The organism is Chroococcidiopsis cubana SAG 39.79 (assembly GCF_003991895.1).
Classification (GTDB): Bacteria; Cyanobacteriota; Cyanobacteriia; order Cyanobacteriales; family Chroococcidiopsidaceae; genus Chroococcidiopsis; species Chroococcidiopsis thermalis.
Map to the genome: position 1 here is coordinate 124,979 of NZ_RSCK01000002.1, position 15,494 is coordinate 140,472.

Here is a 15,494-nt window from a genome sequence, read left to right on the forward strand (position 1 = left end):
AGATGAAAATTACGACACGAATTACTCTTGCTTTTGACTTTTGACTTTTCACTTTTGACTTCCTAGACTTCTGGTGCAGCAGAATCTTCTCGCTGACTGGGAGATTGCGGCGGAACGCCGTAACCAGGATTTATGTTTGTTTGCGGATTTATTGGTGGTTCGGGATTAACAGCCCTTCTATTACCTAAGTCAAAGCTAAAACGCCGATCGGAACCGCGTCCAGGGATAACTTCTGGTGTTGTCATGGCAGAAGCAGGAGGAGCAGTGGGAGAATCTTGCAGGTTAACCCAATACTGACGGTATAGTAATTCTAATTCGCTACCTGCACGGCGAAATACTTTAATTTGGTTTACAGCAAATCCTTGAAACAGGCGATAAAAAACCAAACTGACGATCGCCACAATCAATCCTGTTGCCGTACTGATCAAAGATTCACCAATACCTGTGGTCACGCCAGCAGAAGCAGCCGAACTGATTTGTCCTAACGTAATCGAACCCAACGATTGAATCAGTCCCAGTACTGTTCCCAACAATCCTAGCAGGGGCGAAAGCGCGATCGCTGCTTCTAAAATCTTTTCCCCTTGGCGCATGGAGGCAATTTCATCTTCTGCGGTTGACTCTAATGCCAGCCGAAATACTTCCGGATCGGGTGTAGACAAACGTAACGGTGCGTATAAGAACCTACCCGCAGGCTGATAGGAAAATTTTCTAGCTAATTCTGTAGCACTTTGCCAATTTTGTTGAGCCGCATCTAGAACGCGCTCGACAATTTCCCGTTCTTGAGAAAAAATCTTAAACCAAAACCCCAGCCGCTCGACGATCACGCTCAAAGCTAAAATAGACAGTGCTAGAAGGGGCCACATGGCGGGTCCGCCTTTGCGGAAAATATCTATAACATCCACTGTTGTTCCATTCCTCCTTTGATTCTTTCGGCACAGCATACCACTGGATCGGATTGCTGCCCACTGATAAGCAATTTAATTTTAAGCGTTTTAACTGTTAATCTCGTGTTTTGTCACCCATCGCGAGAGCGAAAAGATCGCGATCGCTTTATCGTATCTTCCCAACTTTTGAGCGACGGTTTTTCCCACCTCTATAAGCTAAGTTATTTGTCAAGATAAAAGAGAGCTGGAGGTACATAAATGAACTTTTCAATCCAATCTGTTTACGGCTGGTATCGTAACACTCTCCGCAATCCTAAATACCGTTGGTGGATAATTCTCGGTACGGCATTGTATTTCCTGATGCCATTTGATATTGCTCCCGACTTCTTGCCGATTGTTGGACAATTGGATGATGTCTTTTTATTGACGCTATTGGTATCAGAAGTTTCCCAAATGGCGATCGAAGGCTACAAAACCCGTAAAGGTAAAAGCACGGCTAACGCCACCGATACCACTGGTAGTACAGTCGATGTAGATGCAGTATCTGTAAAGTAACAGTAACAAAAATTTAATATAATCTAACCAATTGTCCTTCCTCTGTCGTACCTGACGGCTCTTTGAGGAAGGATATATTTTTGCTTGTTTAAAAAAGAAATATGCGATCGCCAAAGCCGAACATTAGCTTGATACCATAAAAAGAAAAACTTTCTATAAAGCTTTCTATGCAGGAGTTTTGGCACAATTTTTTTGGTTCGAGTTCATTTATCCCCCACGGACATTGTTATCTTTGGCAACCAGGGTTAGTTTGGCTGCACATCTTATCTGATGCGTGTATCGCATTTGCCTATTATTCAATTCCATTTACATTAGTTTATTTCGTCCAAAAGCGAAAAGACTTGCCATTTAACTGGATTTTTTGGCTATTTGGGGCTTTTATTATCGCTTGCGGCACGACTCACCTAATGGAGATATGGACTTTATGGCATCCTACCTATTGGCTCTCAGGCACGCTTAAAGCTATCACAGCATTAATTTCTCTCTATACTGCTCTAGAGCTAATGCCATTAGTGCCGCAGCTACTGGCTCTACCCAGCCCCGCACAGCTAGAAGTAGCAAACCAAGAATTACGCAGTCAAATTATCGAACGAGAACGCGCAGAATCACAAATTCGGGTTTTAAACGCCCAACTCGAACAACGAGTCACAGAGCGGACGGCAGAACTAGAAATAGCAAATAAATTAAAAGATGAATTGCTCGTCCGCGCTCAAACAGCACGGGCTGAGGCTGAGACAGCAAACCGGATGAAGGACAATTTTCTTGCTATCATTTCTCACGAGTTACGCACGCCACTCAATCCGATTCTCGGTTGGTGCAACTTGCTGATGAGCCGCAAATTCGATCGAAGTCGCATTGATAGCGCGATCGCCACGATCGATCGCAACGCTAGGCTCCAGGTACAACTCATTGACGATTTGCTAGATGTCTCCTCGATTCTGCAAGGGAAATTAAGCTTGAATGTCTCTCCAGTCAATTTAGCTTCCGTTATTACAGCAGCATTAGAAACTGTCCGCCTAGCAGCTGAAGCAAAATCAATTCAGGTGGAAACTCGGCTTGATGCGAATGTAGGAGAAGTCGAAGGCGATCCGACACGCTTGCAGCAAGTGATGTGGAATTTACTGTCTAACGCTATTAAGTTTACTCCTCAGGGAGGACGGGTAGAAATTTCGCTGCAACGAGTGGAAGAGGAAGCAACTACCAATTCAAAATTCAAAATTCAAAATTCAAAATTAGATCGCGCACCACGCACTAACTATGCCCAAATTCAGATCGCTGACACGGGAAAAGGTATTAGTGCCGATTTTATTCCTTACATATTCGATTACTTTCGACAGGAAAGCAGTGCCACAACCAGAAAGTTCGGTGGGTTGGGATTGGGATTGGCGATCGTGCGTAATATTGTCGAAATGCATGGTGGTAACGTCGCGGTAGCTAGTCTTGGTGAAGGACGGGGTTCTACATTTACTGTCAAGATTCCGCTGCTAGGAAAAACTGAGGAAACTGCCACGCCTGTAGCAGCTACAAGAGAATTTCCGGTTCTCGACTCCGGTGTAACGGCGTACTGCCGATCGCCCCTACCGGCTCCCCTCGCTGGCGTACAGGTTTTAGTCGTTGACGACGATGCTGATTCGCGAGATTTTGTGACTTTCTTGTTGGCAGAGGCAGGAGCTACTGTTACCGCAGTTAGCTCAGCTGTTGCTGCTTTAGAAGTGTTTACATCGCAGATAGATATCTTAATCAGCGATATTGGAATGCCTGGTATGGATGGTTACATGCTGATGCAGCAAATTAGAGCTTTGTCACTAGGGCAAGGAGGCAAGATTCCAGCAATCGCGCTAACTGCCTACGCGGGAGAATGCGATCGGCAAAAAGCGTTATCAGCAGGCTTTCAAAAGCATATTGCTAAGCCCATCGAACCAGAGCAATTAATAGAAGCTGTTACCCTTGCACTCCAGGGAGTAAATTCTATGAATAGAGTATAGTTATGCGCGATCGCGATCGATGCTTTCAATCAAAATTTACCATCAGGGCAAAATTTGCCATCAGGGCGAACGATGGGACTCGAACCCACGAGTGGAGGAACCACAATCCTCTGCCTTAACCACTTGGCTACGCTCGCCATTGTATATACCAGTATACTATCTTATCAGCTATTTCTCAATATTGATCGGCACTGGAACCGAGCTAACCTACATTTAGTCCAGCAACAGAGTCAGAAGTAACATAAGATATGCAGCATGAAGCGATCGACAAGTATTAGTTATATAGGATTAGCAGTTCTTGGCGGGCTGGGAGTGGTAATGGCATTGACTAATCCCGATCGCTCTGCCTACGAGATTTATGCTGGCGAACGGTTAGGAACTTACATCAAGGATGAAGTTTGCCCGCAAGCGCCGAACATCTTCGGTCTGGCTTTGCAGCAAAATTGTAGTGACTTAGTTGATTCTAGTTCTCCTGTTATCCAACGTATTGTAGCTAACAACACTAAGCGACAAAACTTTCTTTTATTCAGCATCTATACTACCGATCTTGCCGTTGGTGGCGTAATTCCGTCATATCGGTTTCAAACGGTCGGTGCAATGCAAAACTTTTTTACCTACTCTGCCCAGAAGCAGTAGTTAATCAAAAGTCAAAAGTCGTAGGGGCGAGTTTTGACCGAAAAATTACGGGTTTTGGCTGTCAGTTTATTGGCTAAACTCGCCCGTACAAAAGCCACATTAGTAGGGTGGGCATCGCCCACATGACTATCAAAATGAAATTCTAACTAGTCATGCGTGACTTTATTAATTATGGGGTACGACTTACGACTTACGACTTATAAAAACTCTTTCCTCAGACGCACTCGCCACTGTGGTTGCTGGGTTTAAACTGGTTTTGGTGGATGTAACACCAGTAATTTTAGCCTGTAGTCATGGCGATCGCAGATTTTACAAAAAACTAAATCAAATCTCAGTTGTTATGAATTTTTTGTGACAAGGAGATTTCGTCACCGAGAGAGCCAAGTTTTTTCAGGAAGAGCGATCGCTAATTGTGAAAATCTGAGAGAGGAGAATTTGCATGTTTTTTCATAAAAAAGAACCAATTCACGTTGTAAACATTAAAGAACCAAATCCTCGCTTTGCTCAACTTTTGCTAGAACAATTTGGTGGTGCAACAGGCGAACTTTCTGCGGCTCTACAATACTGGGTACAGTCTTTTCATGTAGAAAACGCCGGGATTCGCGATATGCTGCAAGATATCGCGATCGAGGAATTCGGTCACTTAGAAATGGTGGGCAAAATGATTGAAGCTCACACTAAAAATGTAGACCAAACCGATGCATATAAAAGTACTTTGTTTGCCGTGCGTGGGATGGGTCCTCACTTTTTAGACAGCCAGGGGAATGCTTGGACGGCTAGTTATCTCAATGAAGGTGGCGATGTCGTGCGGGACTTGCGGGCTAATATTGCTGCGGAAGCTGGAGCAAGACAAACCTACGAAGAATTAATTAAGCTGTCAACTGATGAGGGGACAAAGAATGCTTTAGTGCATTTGCTAACACGGGAAATTTCCCATACGCAGATGTTCATGAAAGCTCTAGATTCTATGGGCAAGCTGACCGAACCTTTCTTTGGTAATATTCAGCCTGACGAGACAGTTGATATCTATTACAATCTATCCACTAACGGTACGCAGGACGAACGCGGTCCTTGGAACGCAGAACCATCATTCCGCTATATTGCTGACCCAGTGAACCAAGTGACTAAAGGCTAGGAATTCAGGTTAGAGACAACGTAGGTTCGTAACTTTTAGTTTGATAATACAATCAATGCAATATAAGTTAGTGGATGTTAAATCTACTAACTTATTTTTATCGCAAGACTTCACGAGCGATCGAACTTTTCGTTATAACTGCCATTAGTCATTGGTCATCGCTCGTTTGTTCCACGACAAGCAGGCTAGAAATGTTTTCTGATTATAGGTCTTAAGACTCAAGCAGAAATGCTATATTTGTAAAATTGTAAAGACGCAAAAAGTAGGTAGGGTTCGTTAGAAGGCGATCGCGGCGAAAATCAAAAAACGTCTTGCGATCTGTTCGTAACTGAAATAATAGCAGCAATTGATACAGAAAATCTTATCTTAAAGCCATTTGCTAGATAAATCACACAATCGAGTCACGCTCAAATTCTCAAATTGTCAAACTCCTAATCTATCGATGCGCTCCGCCTATCTACTGGTATCTCACGGCAGTCGAGATCCGCGCCCACAAGTGGCGCTGGAACGCTTGGCATGGCTTTTGCAAGGGAGCAGGGGGGAGAAGAGAGCTGAGGGAGCCCAGGGAGCCCAAGAGGCTGAGGGAGCAACTATAAGTCACAAGTTACAAGTCTCTTGCCTCTCGCAAGAGCGCAAGAGAGCCTCTTCTCACGCACCACGCACCCCACACTCCACACCCTTGCCTAACTCCCGACTCCCGACTCCCGACTCCCGACTCCCTCTAATAGGTACTGCTTGTTTAGAGCTAAGCCAGAAGCCACTGCACCAGCAAATTGCAGAGTTTAGCGATCGCGCCTTGTCTTGCGGATATCAGCAAGTGCAGATCGTGCCTCTGTTTCTCTTGCCGGGAGTCCATGTTATGGAAGATATTCCAGCAGAAGTGGAGCAGGCGCGACAAGCCTTGAAAGTTAAGGTAAAGCTGGAATTACGCCCTCATTTAGGTTCCCATACTGGCTTAGCAAGGCTGTTGCAACAGCAGCTAGACCGGACGCAGGCAGAGCAAACAATCTTGCTCGCACATGGAAGTCGGCGTAAGGGTTCTGAGCATCCTGTAGAAGCGATCGCCCAACAAATAAGTGCTGTAACGGCATATTGGTCGGTTGCTCCCAGTTTAGACGCACGAGTGCAAGAGTTGGTACTCGCAGGATGGCGACGAATTGCGATCCTCCCGTATTTCTTGTTTGCCGGAGGGATTACCGATGCGATCGCGGAAGTTGTAGGACAATTACAACAACAGTTTCCCGCGATCGAATTTTGTCTGATGCAGCCACTAGGGGCAACTCAGGAATTAGCGGATCTAATTTGGGATGCGATCGAGACGTAGATTTATTGACATATCAACTGCCAAAACGCCAAGGAAGAGAATGAACGAGTTCGTGGGTAAAGTCTACTTAGTGGGTGCGGGTCCAGGTGACCCTGGTTTATTTACACTCAAAGGTAAGGCATTGTTGGAATGTGCCGATGTTGTGGTTTACGATGCCCTCGTAAGTCCGGCAATTCTAGGCATGATTAACCCCTTGGCAGAAAAAATCAATGCAGGAAAGCGGCGGGGAAAGCATTCGTTGGTGCAGGAAGATACGACCCAGTTATTGATCGAAAAGGCACGAGATAATGCAGTGGTGGTGCGATTAAAAGGGGGCGATCCATTTATCTTCGGGCGTGGCGGCGAAGAGATGGAAGATTTGGTAGCAGCTGGGGTGTCAGTGGAAGTCGTGCCTGGTATTACTTCCGGTATTGCAGCTCCAGCTTATGCAGGTATCCCATTAACCCATAGAGATTATAGTTCTTCAGTCACGTTTGTTACGGGTCACGAAGCAGCAGGCAAGTATCGCCCCAAAGTCAATTGGGCAGCTGTAGCCCAAGGTTCGGAAACGATCGCAATTTATATGGGAGTCCACAATTTACCTTATATTATCGAGCAGCTATGCGAGGCAGGGTTAAGTGCAGATACACCAGTAGCTCTAGTACGTTGGGGAACTCGACCGGAACAAGAGGAATTGATCGGTACTTTAGCAACAATTGTGGCGCAAGTAGAAACTACCGGTTTTAGCGCCCCTGCGATCGCCGTTATCGGTAAAGTCGTCAACTTGCACGGTGTATTGGCAGGCTGTCGCCCTGTTTTAGTATCAAGCTAGACATGCCCCGCGATAGAAAGACAAGGGAGACAAGGGAGACAAGGAGGACAAGGGAGAAATTACCACGCGCTCCTCTGTTTGCCAATGTACGACTTATGACTTACGACTTACGACTACTCTATAGTCTTGCCAAGCTTGGACGAGATTGCCTTGCATCAGAGCAGCAATTCCATGTAGGGCATGTAATTCTGGAATGTTGGAGTTGAGTGCTAAAGCAGGTTTGAGGGCAGTTTGGGCGGCGGCTCCATTCCAGTTATATAAATGGACAAAGGCAAGGTAGGCATAGGCATAGGGATTTTGCGCATCTAGCTGCGTCACTCGTTCCAAAGCCGCGATCGCGCCTTGTACTTTTTGCTGTAATATTTGAGCTAACGTCAGAGCGTAAGCCCAATCTAAATTTTGTGGTTCCTGTTTCAGCCTGTACTCCATTGCCAATTGTACCTGTACTAAATAGTCTTGGATCGGGTCGTATTGATTAATCCGTCCGACTTCCGCAAAGACACGATCTAATGCCTTAATTCCTTGAGGTAAGGTTGCTGCTAAAAGTCGTTCTTGCGTAACTAAATCTAATTCCGGTGCAGGTGTGGCTGTAGCCCCAGGGTCAATTTGTAAAGCTACTGGTGGTACGGTGATGGGATAAGTTTCACCTGTATTGCGGTTGAGATATGTCGCCTCCAAAGTGTAAATTCCCGCAGATAGATCGGATGGAGGCATCATTGCTGAATGTTCTGTTACAAAATTGGTAATTGGTAATTGGTAATTGGTAATTGGTAATTGGTAGTTGGTAGTTGGTAGTTGCTCTGTTGCTACTAAAAGACCAAGACCAAGACCGCGATCGTGGATCCAGCGATCGCTTTGTTTGTCACTATCCTGATTTTTCCATGTGAGTAACACAATACCCGGTTGCAACTGCTCCCATGTCCCAGACCACTCATAAGTCACCGGAATCGGCTTTCCGGGCGGTGCTACTGACGGTACTGTAACTCTTGATAGTGTTATGTGAGTGGTTGGTTGTTGGTTGTTGGTTGTTGGTGACAGAGTGGTGTGTGGTGTGTGGTGCGTGGTGCGTGTTTTTTCTCCCTTGTCCCCCTTGTTCCCCTTGTCTCCCCCCTCTCCCTTGTCTCCCTTGTCTCCCCCCTCTCCCTTGTCTCCCTTGTCTCCCTTGTCTCCCTTGTCCCCTTGTTCCCTCTTCCTTCGACTCCCGACTTCTACCTGCGGTACGCGGCGATGATACAGTTTCAAGCTGCTACTGTCGGGTAAAGCCCAAGTTTTTTGTAAATTGAAATCGGGAGACTGTTCCACGTACTGTACCATAGCACTTTGAGCATCTGGAACCGAACCTTGTTCGCCTGTTTTCGTGACAAACCAATCGAGCGATCGCCCGTCTTGGACAATTTGCTGTTGGCGCGTCCCTACTTGCCGTCCATAAACCTGAAAATTTCGTAATGCTCCAAAATAATTTAAGTTGTGTTGATTGACTTCTAACGTTGAAGGCAATACACCCAAATTGGATCTAATATAAGGCGCAGTTTGGACGATCTCTTCAATGACTCGCTCGTGAGGATATTCTGACCCCATATAAGCATAATGTTTGGCATTAGGACTGAGAATTGAAGCAACACGGCTACCTAATAGTCCTCCTATAGGAAACAAATTTAACCCCGTGACTAACACTGCTAAACCCACCGTAGCCCAGCGAATTTGCTGACCCCAGCGCCCGCGCCAGCACGTCATACCATAGGCAAGAAACAGCGCGACTCCAGGTAAATAAGGCACGACATAGCGACTGTCTTTATTAATGTTGAGCGAACAGAGCAGATACGCACCGATGAGGAAGATTGCAAGCCATATGAGTGAGTCGGGCTTCAGGTGAGGTTCTCTGCGCATCGGAGCCGCGTAGCCGGCAGTCGAATTCTTCTTTTGACTTTTGACTTTTAACTTTTGACTTTTATAAAGTAATAGTCCTACGATTGGTACGAGCAAAAGTACCCAAGAAATATGCTCGGGGAGTAGTTTCCAGTAGTAAGTCCAAGCATCAAGGGTATTGAGGGCTGGATCGCCTTCAGCTAGGGCAGAATCTATTGTTGCTCGTTTTCCCCCAGTTAGAATCAGCAACCAGTTTGTCTGATACCACGGCATAAACACGATCGCCGATAGCAGTAGAGCGATCGCAAATTGGCAGATCCGCCCAATATGAGGTTTGCGAATCGTTTCAACCCCAGTCCAGACGATCGGCACGAACAGAAAAAACAACGCTGTCTGCTTGACTAACAATGCTAAACCTAGAGAAATGCCAAATGCGATCGCCCAAAACCAATTGGGGATTATTGAGGGTGTAGGGGCGCACAGCTGTGCGCCCCTACGATATTGCATTTTCCCTTGTCCCCTCATCCTCCACACTGTCAGACACCAAAAACACAGCGTCACGACAGCCGTAAGGGGATAATCGAGTAAAAAGTCTAGGCGTAACTTATATAATCCTGGGATGAGTTGACATATGCCAGCTGCCCATAATCCGACTTCGGCGCTAAATAGTTGTATCCCTAGTCCGTAGATGGAAACCAGCAGGATGGCACTGAAAAATGAATTTACCAACGTAGCGCGATCGCCGCCAGTGCCAAAAATCAGTTGGGTAATAGCCGCAGCAATCTGCGTTAAGGGAGGGACTTTTGTGGAAAGCTGCCAAAAGTCAGTCCACCAATCGCTACTGAACCACTGAGGCTGTTGTAGTGCTTGCCAGTAATTCAACGAACTCGTAAGATATTCCGCCCGATCCCAATCTGGAACAGAACGATCGCAAGCAAACCAGATGCGATCGATCGCTACTCCCGCTAACCATATCAGCAGGAGAATGAGTAAATGGTGCTGTTTGAATTTAGCTAACACGAAATCAATAGGTTGAGCCTAATTTCTTCCTCATTTTGACATGGGGAATGCCAGCTTCTTCAAATACTGCTCCTTCTGGCTCAAAACCTAATTTTTGATGCAATCCCTGGATGTATTCTTGGGAGTGGATGACGACTTCTTGCATCTTTTTTTGGGCTGCCAGCTCGATCGCTTTTTCCATGATTAATTTACCAATGCCTTTCCCTCTAACAATTGGCAAGACGGCTAGCCTCTCAATTTTTGCCGTGCGATCGTCTAAATATCTAATTCTAGCAGTGCCGATTGGTTGGTCATTGATGTATGCAACGAGCTGATCTGAGGTTTCATCTTTGCCATCAAAATCTAATTCTGGCTCTATTCTCTGTTCTAATTGAAAAACTGCCGCTCTCACCGATCGCATGGCTGAAAAATCTTCAGGTAATTCAGCAACTTTAATTGTTAAAGTAATATCAAAATTGCTTGACATTTGCTCTAGAACATTTCGGCTTTTAACACAGATTACCTTATACAACTTTGTGTCTTTGCGACTTTGCGCGATCGATTTATTTTAAGCAAATAACGATGCGATCGCACAGGTAAAACCAGGTAATAAAGGTGAATTTAACTCATCTCCACTCATCAAAGTGGCAACTAAATTTAAAACCGCTTGTTCGCGCCGATAAACTTCAACCTGTTGCTTGCGCCAATCTACAATCCAATACTCTCTATTGGAAATTACAATTTGGGACAGGGCGGGTTTAGCAATATTGTTGAATGGAAACAGAAATTTTTGGTGAACCCGCCCATACATTATTTGGGTAAATTACCTATGTCGATTTATTCTGCACCTTCGATGGGGGCAAAACCCTGACGCTGAACGTTTTCCGTAACTGTACGCGGCTCCAAAAATTGTAATAAATAATCGGGACCACCAGCTTTGGAACCAACTCCAGACATTTTAAAGCCGCCAAAGGGTTGTCTGGCAACGATCGCACCCGTAATCGTGCGGTTGATATACAAGTTACCAACTTCAAATTGTTCCTGTGCCATCTGGATATGAGATGGGGTACGAGAATACAGTCCCCCTGTCAAGGCGTAGTCAGTACCGTTAGCCACTGCGATCGCCTCTTCAAAGTTCTTCACTCGAATTACTGCTACCACGGGACCAAAAATCTCTTCTTGGGCGATCGTGGCTGTGGGAGGCACTTCGGTAAAAATCGTAGGGTTGACAAAATAGCCGTTATCTGGAGCAGAAATTTCTACAGCAACTTTTGCTTCTTGTCGTCCTTGCTCGATATACTCGCGGATACGTGCTTGAGCATTACCGTCAATCACGGGACCAACTTGAGTGCTGGGTAATTCCGTTGCACCGATGTTGAGCGATCGCGTCGCTTCTACTAAGCGGTGAATGAAAGTATCGTAGACTGAATCTAAAACAATGACTCTTGATGCAGCCGAACACTTTTGTCCGCTGTAACCGAAAGCCGATTGCACCACACCCACCACGGCTTGGTCTAAGTCGGCACTTTCATCGACAATCATCCCATTCTTACCACCCATCTCAGCGATGACGCGCTTCAGATGCTTTTGTCCTGATTGAACTTTTGCCGCTTCCGCATAAATCCGACAACCCACTTCGCGGGAACCTGTAAATGCAATTAAGTGCGTGTCAGGATGGTTTACCAAGTGCGCCCCCACTTTAGAACCTTTGCCAGGTACAAATTGATAGACACCTTTGGGAAATCCGGCTTCAACCAAAATTTCAGTTAATTTCGCCGCAATGACTGAAGATGTTTCCGCAGGCTTGAGGAGAGTACAGTTTCCTGCTACCAAGGCTGCTACAGTCATACCAGTGGCGATCGCTAAAGGAAAATTCCAAGGAGAAATCACCACCGCAATTCCCCTCGGTTGGTAAAGGTAACGGTTTGTTTCCCCTGCCACGTCGTAGTTATAACCCGCATCCAATCTTTCCATTTCCGCCGCATAATAACGACAGAAATCGATCGCCTCCGATACTTCTGCATCGGCTTCTTTGACTGGTTTTCCGACTTCCAAGACAATCCAAGCTGATAACTCAGCACGACGGAGTTCCATCAAATCGCCAGCTTTACGCAAAATACTTGCCCGTTGTTTGGCTGGGGTATTTTTCCACCCAGGAAACGCCGCCTTCGCCGCTTGCATTGCCTGTTCTGCTTGTTCGACGCTTAGGAGTCCGACTTTTCCCACCACCTCGCTGAAATTTGATGGGTTTACAGAATCAATAATTTCTTCTGTAGAAACGTACTCGCCATTTACTAGAGGCAAATAGGTTTTACCAAATAACTGTCGCACTTGTTGAAAAGCCTGTTGTGACTGTTCTCTCGCCTCGACTGCGGCGTAGTCTGTATCTGCTGCTGGATGAAATGGTTTTTGTAAAGACGTTACATGTAATGTCTCTACATTTTTAACCATCGGTGGCGCGATCAATTCCTCAATCGGACGTTCTTCCAAATTTTGCCGCAGGAAGGAACTATTGGCGGTGTTTTCCAACAAACGACGAATTAGATAAGCCATTCCGGGTAAAAGTTCGCCGTAGGGACAATATACCCGGACTCGATAACCGCGATCGCTCAACGCTTTTGCCAGTTTATCGCCCATGCCGTACAGCACTTGCATTTCAAAGCGACGACGAGGAATCTTGAGAGTTTCAGCGATCGCAATTGCATGAGCTTGCGATCGCACGTTATGACTACCTATTGCCGAATAGACGTATTCGTGATTTTCTAACAACAACTGGGTAATTTTTTCAAAGTTAAGATCTGTAGCTGCTTTGTCATTAAATACGGGTTGCTGCCAGTGCTTTTGTTCGGCTTTAATTGTTTCCTGATCCCAGTAAGCACCTTTAACCAGTCTTACAGTTAAGGGATAGCCTCGCTGTTTTACCCAAGCGATTAGATCTTGCGTATCTCGTTCGCTATCGCGCAAATATGCTTGAACTGTGACACCAACATCCGTACGACTGCGAAATTCTTCTTCTTGAAGGACTTGTTTTAAAATAGAAAAAATCAGGTCTTTATAAGCGTATTGTTCCATATCAAAATGGATCGATACGCCTAATTCTTGGGCTTTTCTTAATACAGTTCGGATGCGATCGCTAACTCTTGCCGCACTACCCGCCGCATCCAACGGATCGAACTGAGAGTAAAACGCCGTCAGCTTTACTGAAACTTGTACCTGTGGCAAAGCTTCCCCATCAGCTGCATCAATTTGGGCAACTGGTTTCCAATTCTTGCTAGCTGCTGCTAGCTGTGCCATTAAATCTAAATAACGTTCTAAATATGACTGCGCTTCTGCTTCGGTAATGACTGCTTCACCCAAAATATCGATGGTGAACGCCATTTTTTCCTTGCGCAGCCGTTCGATTGTCTTTAATGTCTGCTGAATATTTTCTCCAGCAATATATTTATGCGCTAATGTTTCTACAGCTGTAGATACAGTCGTCGCTGCTACCTGTGCCGGCATAGAATCTGGGTTAGCAAAATTGAGCATTCCTTTCAAAGCAGTCGGAAGTTCTACCGACTCATCGCCAAGGTATTCTTGCAAATGGCGGGCAATTTCTGGCTTACTCCGTAAAGCAGGCAAACAGTCAATAAAACGAAATAGCTGCACCCGCAACCCAGGATTACTCATTGCCCAGGCGAGTAACTTGTCATCCCAGCGCATTTGGTCGCGAATTGAGGCAAAAAACGAACGATTTTCTCGCGTCGCCGCTAAGAGTTGTTTGGCGATTTCTTGTGTCTTTGGTTCGTAAGTGGTTGGTTGTGCTTGTAGTACCACAGATGGCAGACTCCCTGTTTAAGGCATTGAGGCAATTCGATTGCAATCTAGGTGCGATAACTTGAGTGCGATCGCTCCCCTATTGAAAGGTTTTCACTCCCTCTTAACTTGATTTGTAGCATAAATAACCGTTTGCAGTTGTGAGTCATTATGTTCGGTCTATTAACCAGACATTTACATTTGTAGCCCTTGATAAGTTACGTTTTAATAACTATATTTTGACAACAAATAAATTCTGACTGTCTTAAGGGTAAGCAACTGAAAACTAAAAATAAAAAGTAGGAGCTAAGAAGATGGGAAACCGTCCAAATGGAACAGCGCAACAAATATTTATTCTTGTCAGAATGGGAGTTGAAACTCATTAAGGGAAAATGCTATGACTGCTACGCTGTCTGCACCCCAAGCGATTGAGTCTTGGTTGGGTCAAGAAGCAGAAGACCTCCTCACGTACAAAGCTAAGGTTCCCAAAGATTTGTTACATCTGCCAAGCCCAGACATGGTGGACCGAATTTTCAGCATTAGCGATCGCAATCCGCAAGTATTGCGCAGCCTTCAACAACTCTACTCACACGGGCGATTGGCAAATACGGGTTATCTTTCAATTTTGCCAGTAGACCAAGGAATCGAACACTCCGCAGGGGCTTCGTTTGCACCCAATCCGATGTATTTCGATCCAGAGAATATCGTTAAATTGGCAATGGCAGCCGAGTGTAACGCTGTTGCTACCACGTTGGGCGTTTTGGGTATAGTGTCTCGCAAGTACGCCCACAAAATCCCCTTCATTGTCAAAATCAATCACAACGAGTTACTCACTTTTCCCAATCAATTCGATCAAGTTTTGTTCGGTTCGGTCGAGCAAGCTTGGAATTTAGGAGCTGTGGCAGTTGGGGCTACAATATACTTCGGTTCGGAAAACTCTACGCGCCAAATTCAAGAAATTAGCCGTGCTTTTGCCCGCGCCCACGAATTAGGAATGGCAACTATTTTGTGGTGCTATTTGCGTAACAACGCCTTTAAACAAGACAAAGATTATCACCTAGCAGGCGACCTCACCGGACAGGCAAACCACCTGGGTGTCACGATTGAAGCCGATATTATCAAACAAAAACTGCCAGAACTCGATCGCGGTTACGAAGCTGTTGCTAAAGCTAGCGGCAAAAGCTACGGCAAAACCAACGAAAGAATCTATACCGATTTAACGAGCGATCATCCAATCGATCTCACCCGCTACCAAGTTCTCAATTGCTACAGCGGACGAGTGGGATTAATTAACTCTGGTGGTGCTTCTGGTAAAAATGATTTTGCTGAAGCTATTCGTACGGCTGTAATTAACAAACGGGCTGGCGGTTCTGGCTTAATCTCCGGTCGCAAAACCTTCCAACGCCCCTTTGAAGAAGGAGTCAAGTTATTCCACGCGATTCAAGATGTTTACCTCTCATCAGAAGTAACGATCGCTTGATGCTTTAAAAGTAGGACTTTGGAC

At 45.5% G+C, this 15,494-nt stretch carries 11 protein-coding genes, 1 tRNA gene and 1 pseudogene; 7 read left to right on the top strand and 6 right to left on the bottom strand.

Annotated elements, in window-relative coordinates; translation table 11 throughout:
* Positions 1–62: 62 nt before the first annotated feature.
* Positions 63–902, bottom strand: coding sequence for a MotA/TolQ/ExbB proton channel family protein (locus tag DSM107010_RS01935; RefSeq protein WP_015157127.1), 840 nt, complete (start codon positions 900–902; stop codon positions 63–65).
* Between the two features lie 240 nt (positions 903–1,142).
* Here DSM107010_RS01935 and DSM107010_RS01940 point away from each other — a divergent pair, with 240 nt between their 5' ends.
* The gene (locus tag DSM107010_RS01940) at positions 1,143–1,439 is read left to right on the top strand and encodes a YkvA family protein (RefSeq protein ID WP_015157128.1); all 297 of its coding nucleotides are present in this window, start codon (positions 1,143–1,145) and stop codon (positions 1,437–1,439) included.
* Positions 1,440–1,606: 167 nt separating this feature from the next.
* Positions 1,607–3,424, top strand: a complete 1,818-nt coding sequence (locus DSM107010_RS01945; protein WP_106166713.1) for a hybrid sensor histidine kinase/response regulator — start codon at positions 1,607–1,609, stop codon at positions 3,422–3,424.
* A gap of 64 nt (positions 3,425–3,488) precedes the next feature.
* On the opposite strand, the gene DSM107010_RS01950 is transcribed toward DSM107010_RS01945, so the two are convergent.
* Positions 3,489–3,561 (bottom strand) — tRNA-His (locus tag DSM107010_RS01950).
* 118 nt (positions 3,562–3,679) lie between these two features.
* On the opposite strand from DSM107010_RS01950, the gene DSM107010_RS01955 reads away from it, so the two are divergent.
* The 4 genes from DSM107010_RS01955 (at position 3,680) to cobA (ending at position 7,330) form a co-directional block, all read left to right on the top strand.
* Positions 3,680–4,060, top strand: a complete 381-nt coding sequence (locus DSM107010_RS01955; RefSeq protein ID WP_015157130.1) for a DUF4359 domain-containing protein — start codon at positions 3,680–3,682, stop codon at positions 4,058–4,060.
* A 439-nt stretch (positions 4,061–4,499) separates the two neighbouring features.
* Positions 4,500–5,195 carry a manganese catalase family protein gene (locus DSM107010_RS01960; protein ID WP_106166712.1) on the top strand — a complete coding sequence of 232 codons (696 nt, stop codon included), beginning with the start codon at positions 4,500–4,502 and terminating at the stop codon, positions 5,193–5,195.
* Positions 5,196–5,637: 442 nt separating this feature from the next.
* Positions 5,638–6,519 carry a sirohydrochlorin chelatase gene (locus DSM107010_RS01965; protein WP_106166711.1) on the top strand — a complete coding sequence of 294 codons (882 nt, stop codon included), beginning with the start codon at positions 5,638–5,640 and terminating at the stop codon, positions 6,517–6,519.
* A 40-nt stretch (positions 6,520–6,559) separates the two neighbouring features.
* Positions 6,560–7,330 carry a uroporphyrinogen-III C-methyltransferase gene (cobA, locus tag DSM107010_RS01970; RefSeq protein ID WP_015157133.1) on the top strand — a complete coding sequence of 257 codons (771 nt, stop codon included), beginning with the start codon at positions 6,560–6,562 and terminating at the stop codon, positions 7,328–7,330.
* A gap of 93 nt (positions 7,331–7,423) precedes the next feature.
* Here the strand turns inward: cobA and DSM107010_RS01975 are convergent, their stop codons facing one another.
* The 4 genes and pseudogenes from DSM107010_RS01975 to pruA form a co-directional block, all read right to left on the bottom strand.
* Positions 7,424–10,216: a phospholipid carrier-dependent glycosyltransferase gene (locus DSM107010_RS01975; RefSeq protein WP_127022212.1), complete on the bottom strand. Its 2,793-nt coding sequence runs from the start codon at positions 10,214–10,216 to the stop codon at positions 7,424–7,426.
* 4 nt (positions 10,217–10,220) lie between these two features.
* Positions 10,221–10,682, bottom strand: coding sequence for a GNAT family N-acetyltransferase (locus tag DSM107010_RS01980; protein ID WP_015157135.1), 462 nt, complete (start codon positions 10,680–10,682; stop codon positions 10,221–10,223).
* Between the two features lie 81 nt (positions 10,683–10,763).
* Positions 10,764–10,922, bottom strand: a pseudogene (locus DSM107010_RS01985) (Uma2 family endonuclease); the annotation flags it as partial.
* A gap of 110 nt (positions 10,923–11,032) precedes the next feature.
* The gene (gene pruA, locus DSM107010_RS01990) at positions 11,033–14,011 is read right to left on the bottom strand and encodes an L-glutamate gamma-semialdehyde dehydrogenase (protein ID WP_106169122.1); all 2,979 of its coding nucleotides are present in this window, start codon (positions 14,009–14,011) and stop codon (positions 11,033–11,035) included.
* A 376-nt stretch (positions 14,012–14,387) separates the two neighbouring features.
* On the opposite strand from pruA, the gene DSM107010_RS01995 reads away from it, so the two are divergent.
* Positions 14,388–15,470 carry a class I fructose-bisphosphate aldolase gene (locus DSM107010_RS01995; RefSeq protein WP_127022215.1) on the top strand — a complete coding sequence of 361 codons (1,083 nt, stop codon included), beginning with the start codon at positions 14,388–14,390 and terminating at the stop codon, positions 15,468–15,470.
* The last annotated feature ends 24 nt before the right edge of the window (positions 15,471–15,494 follow it).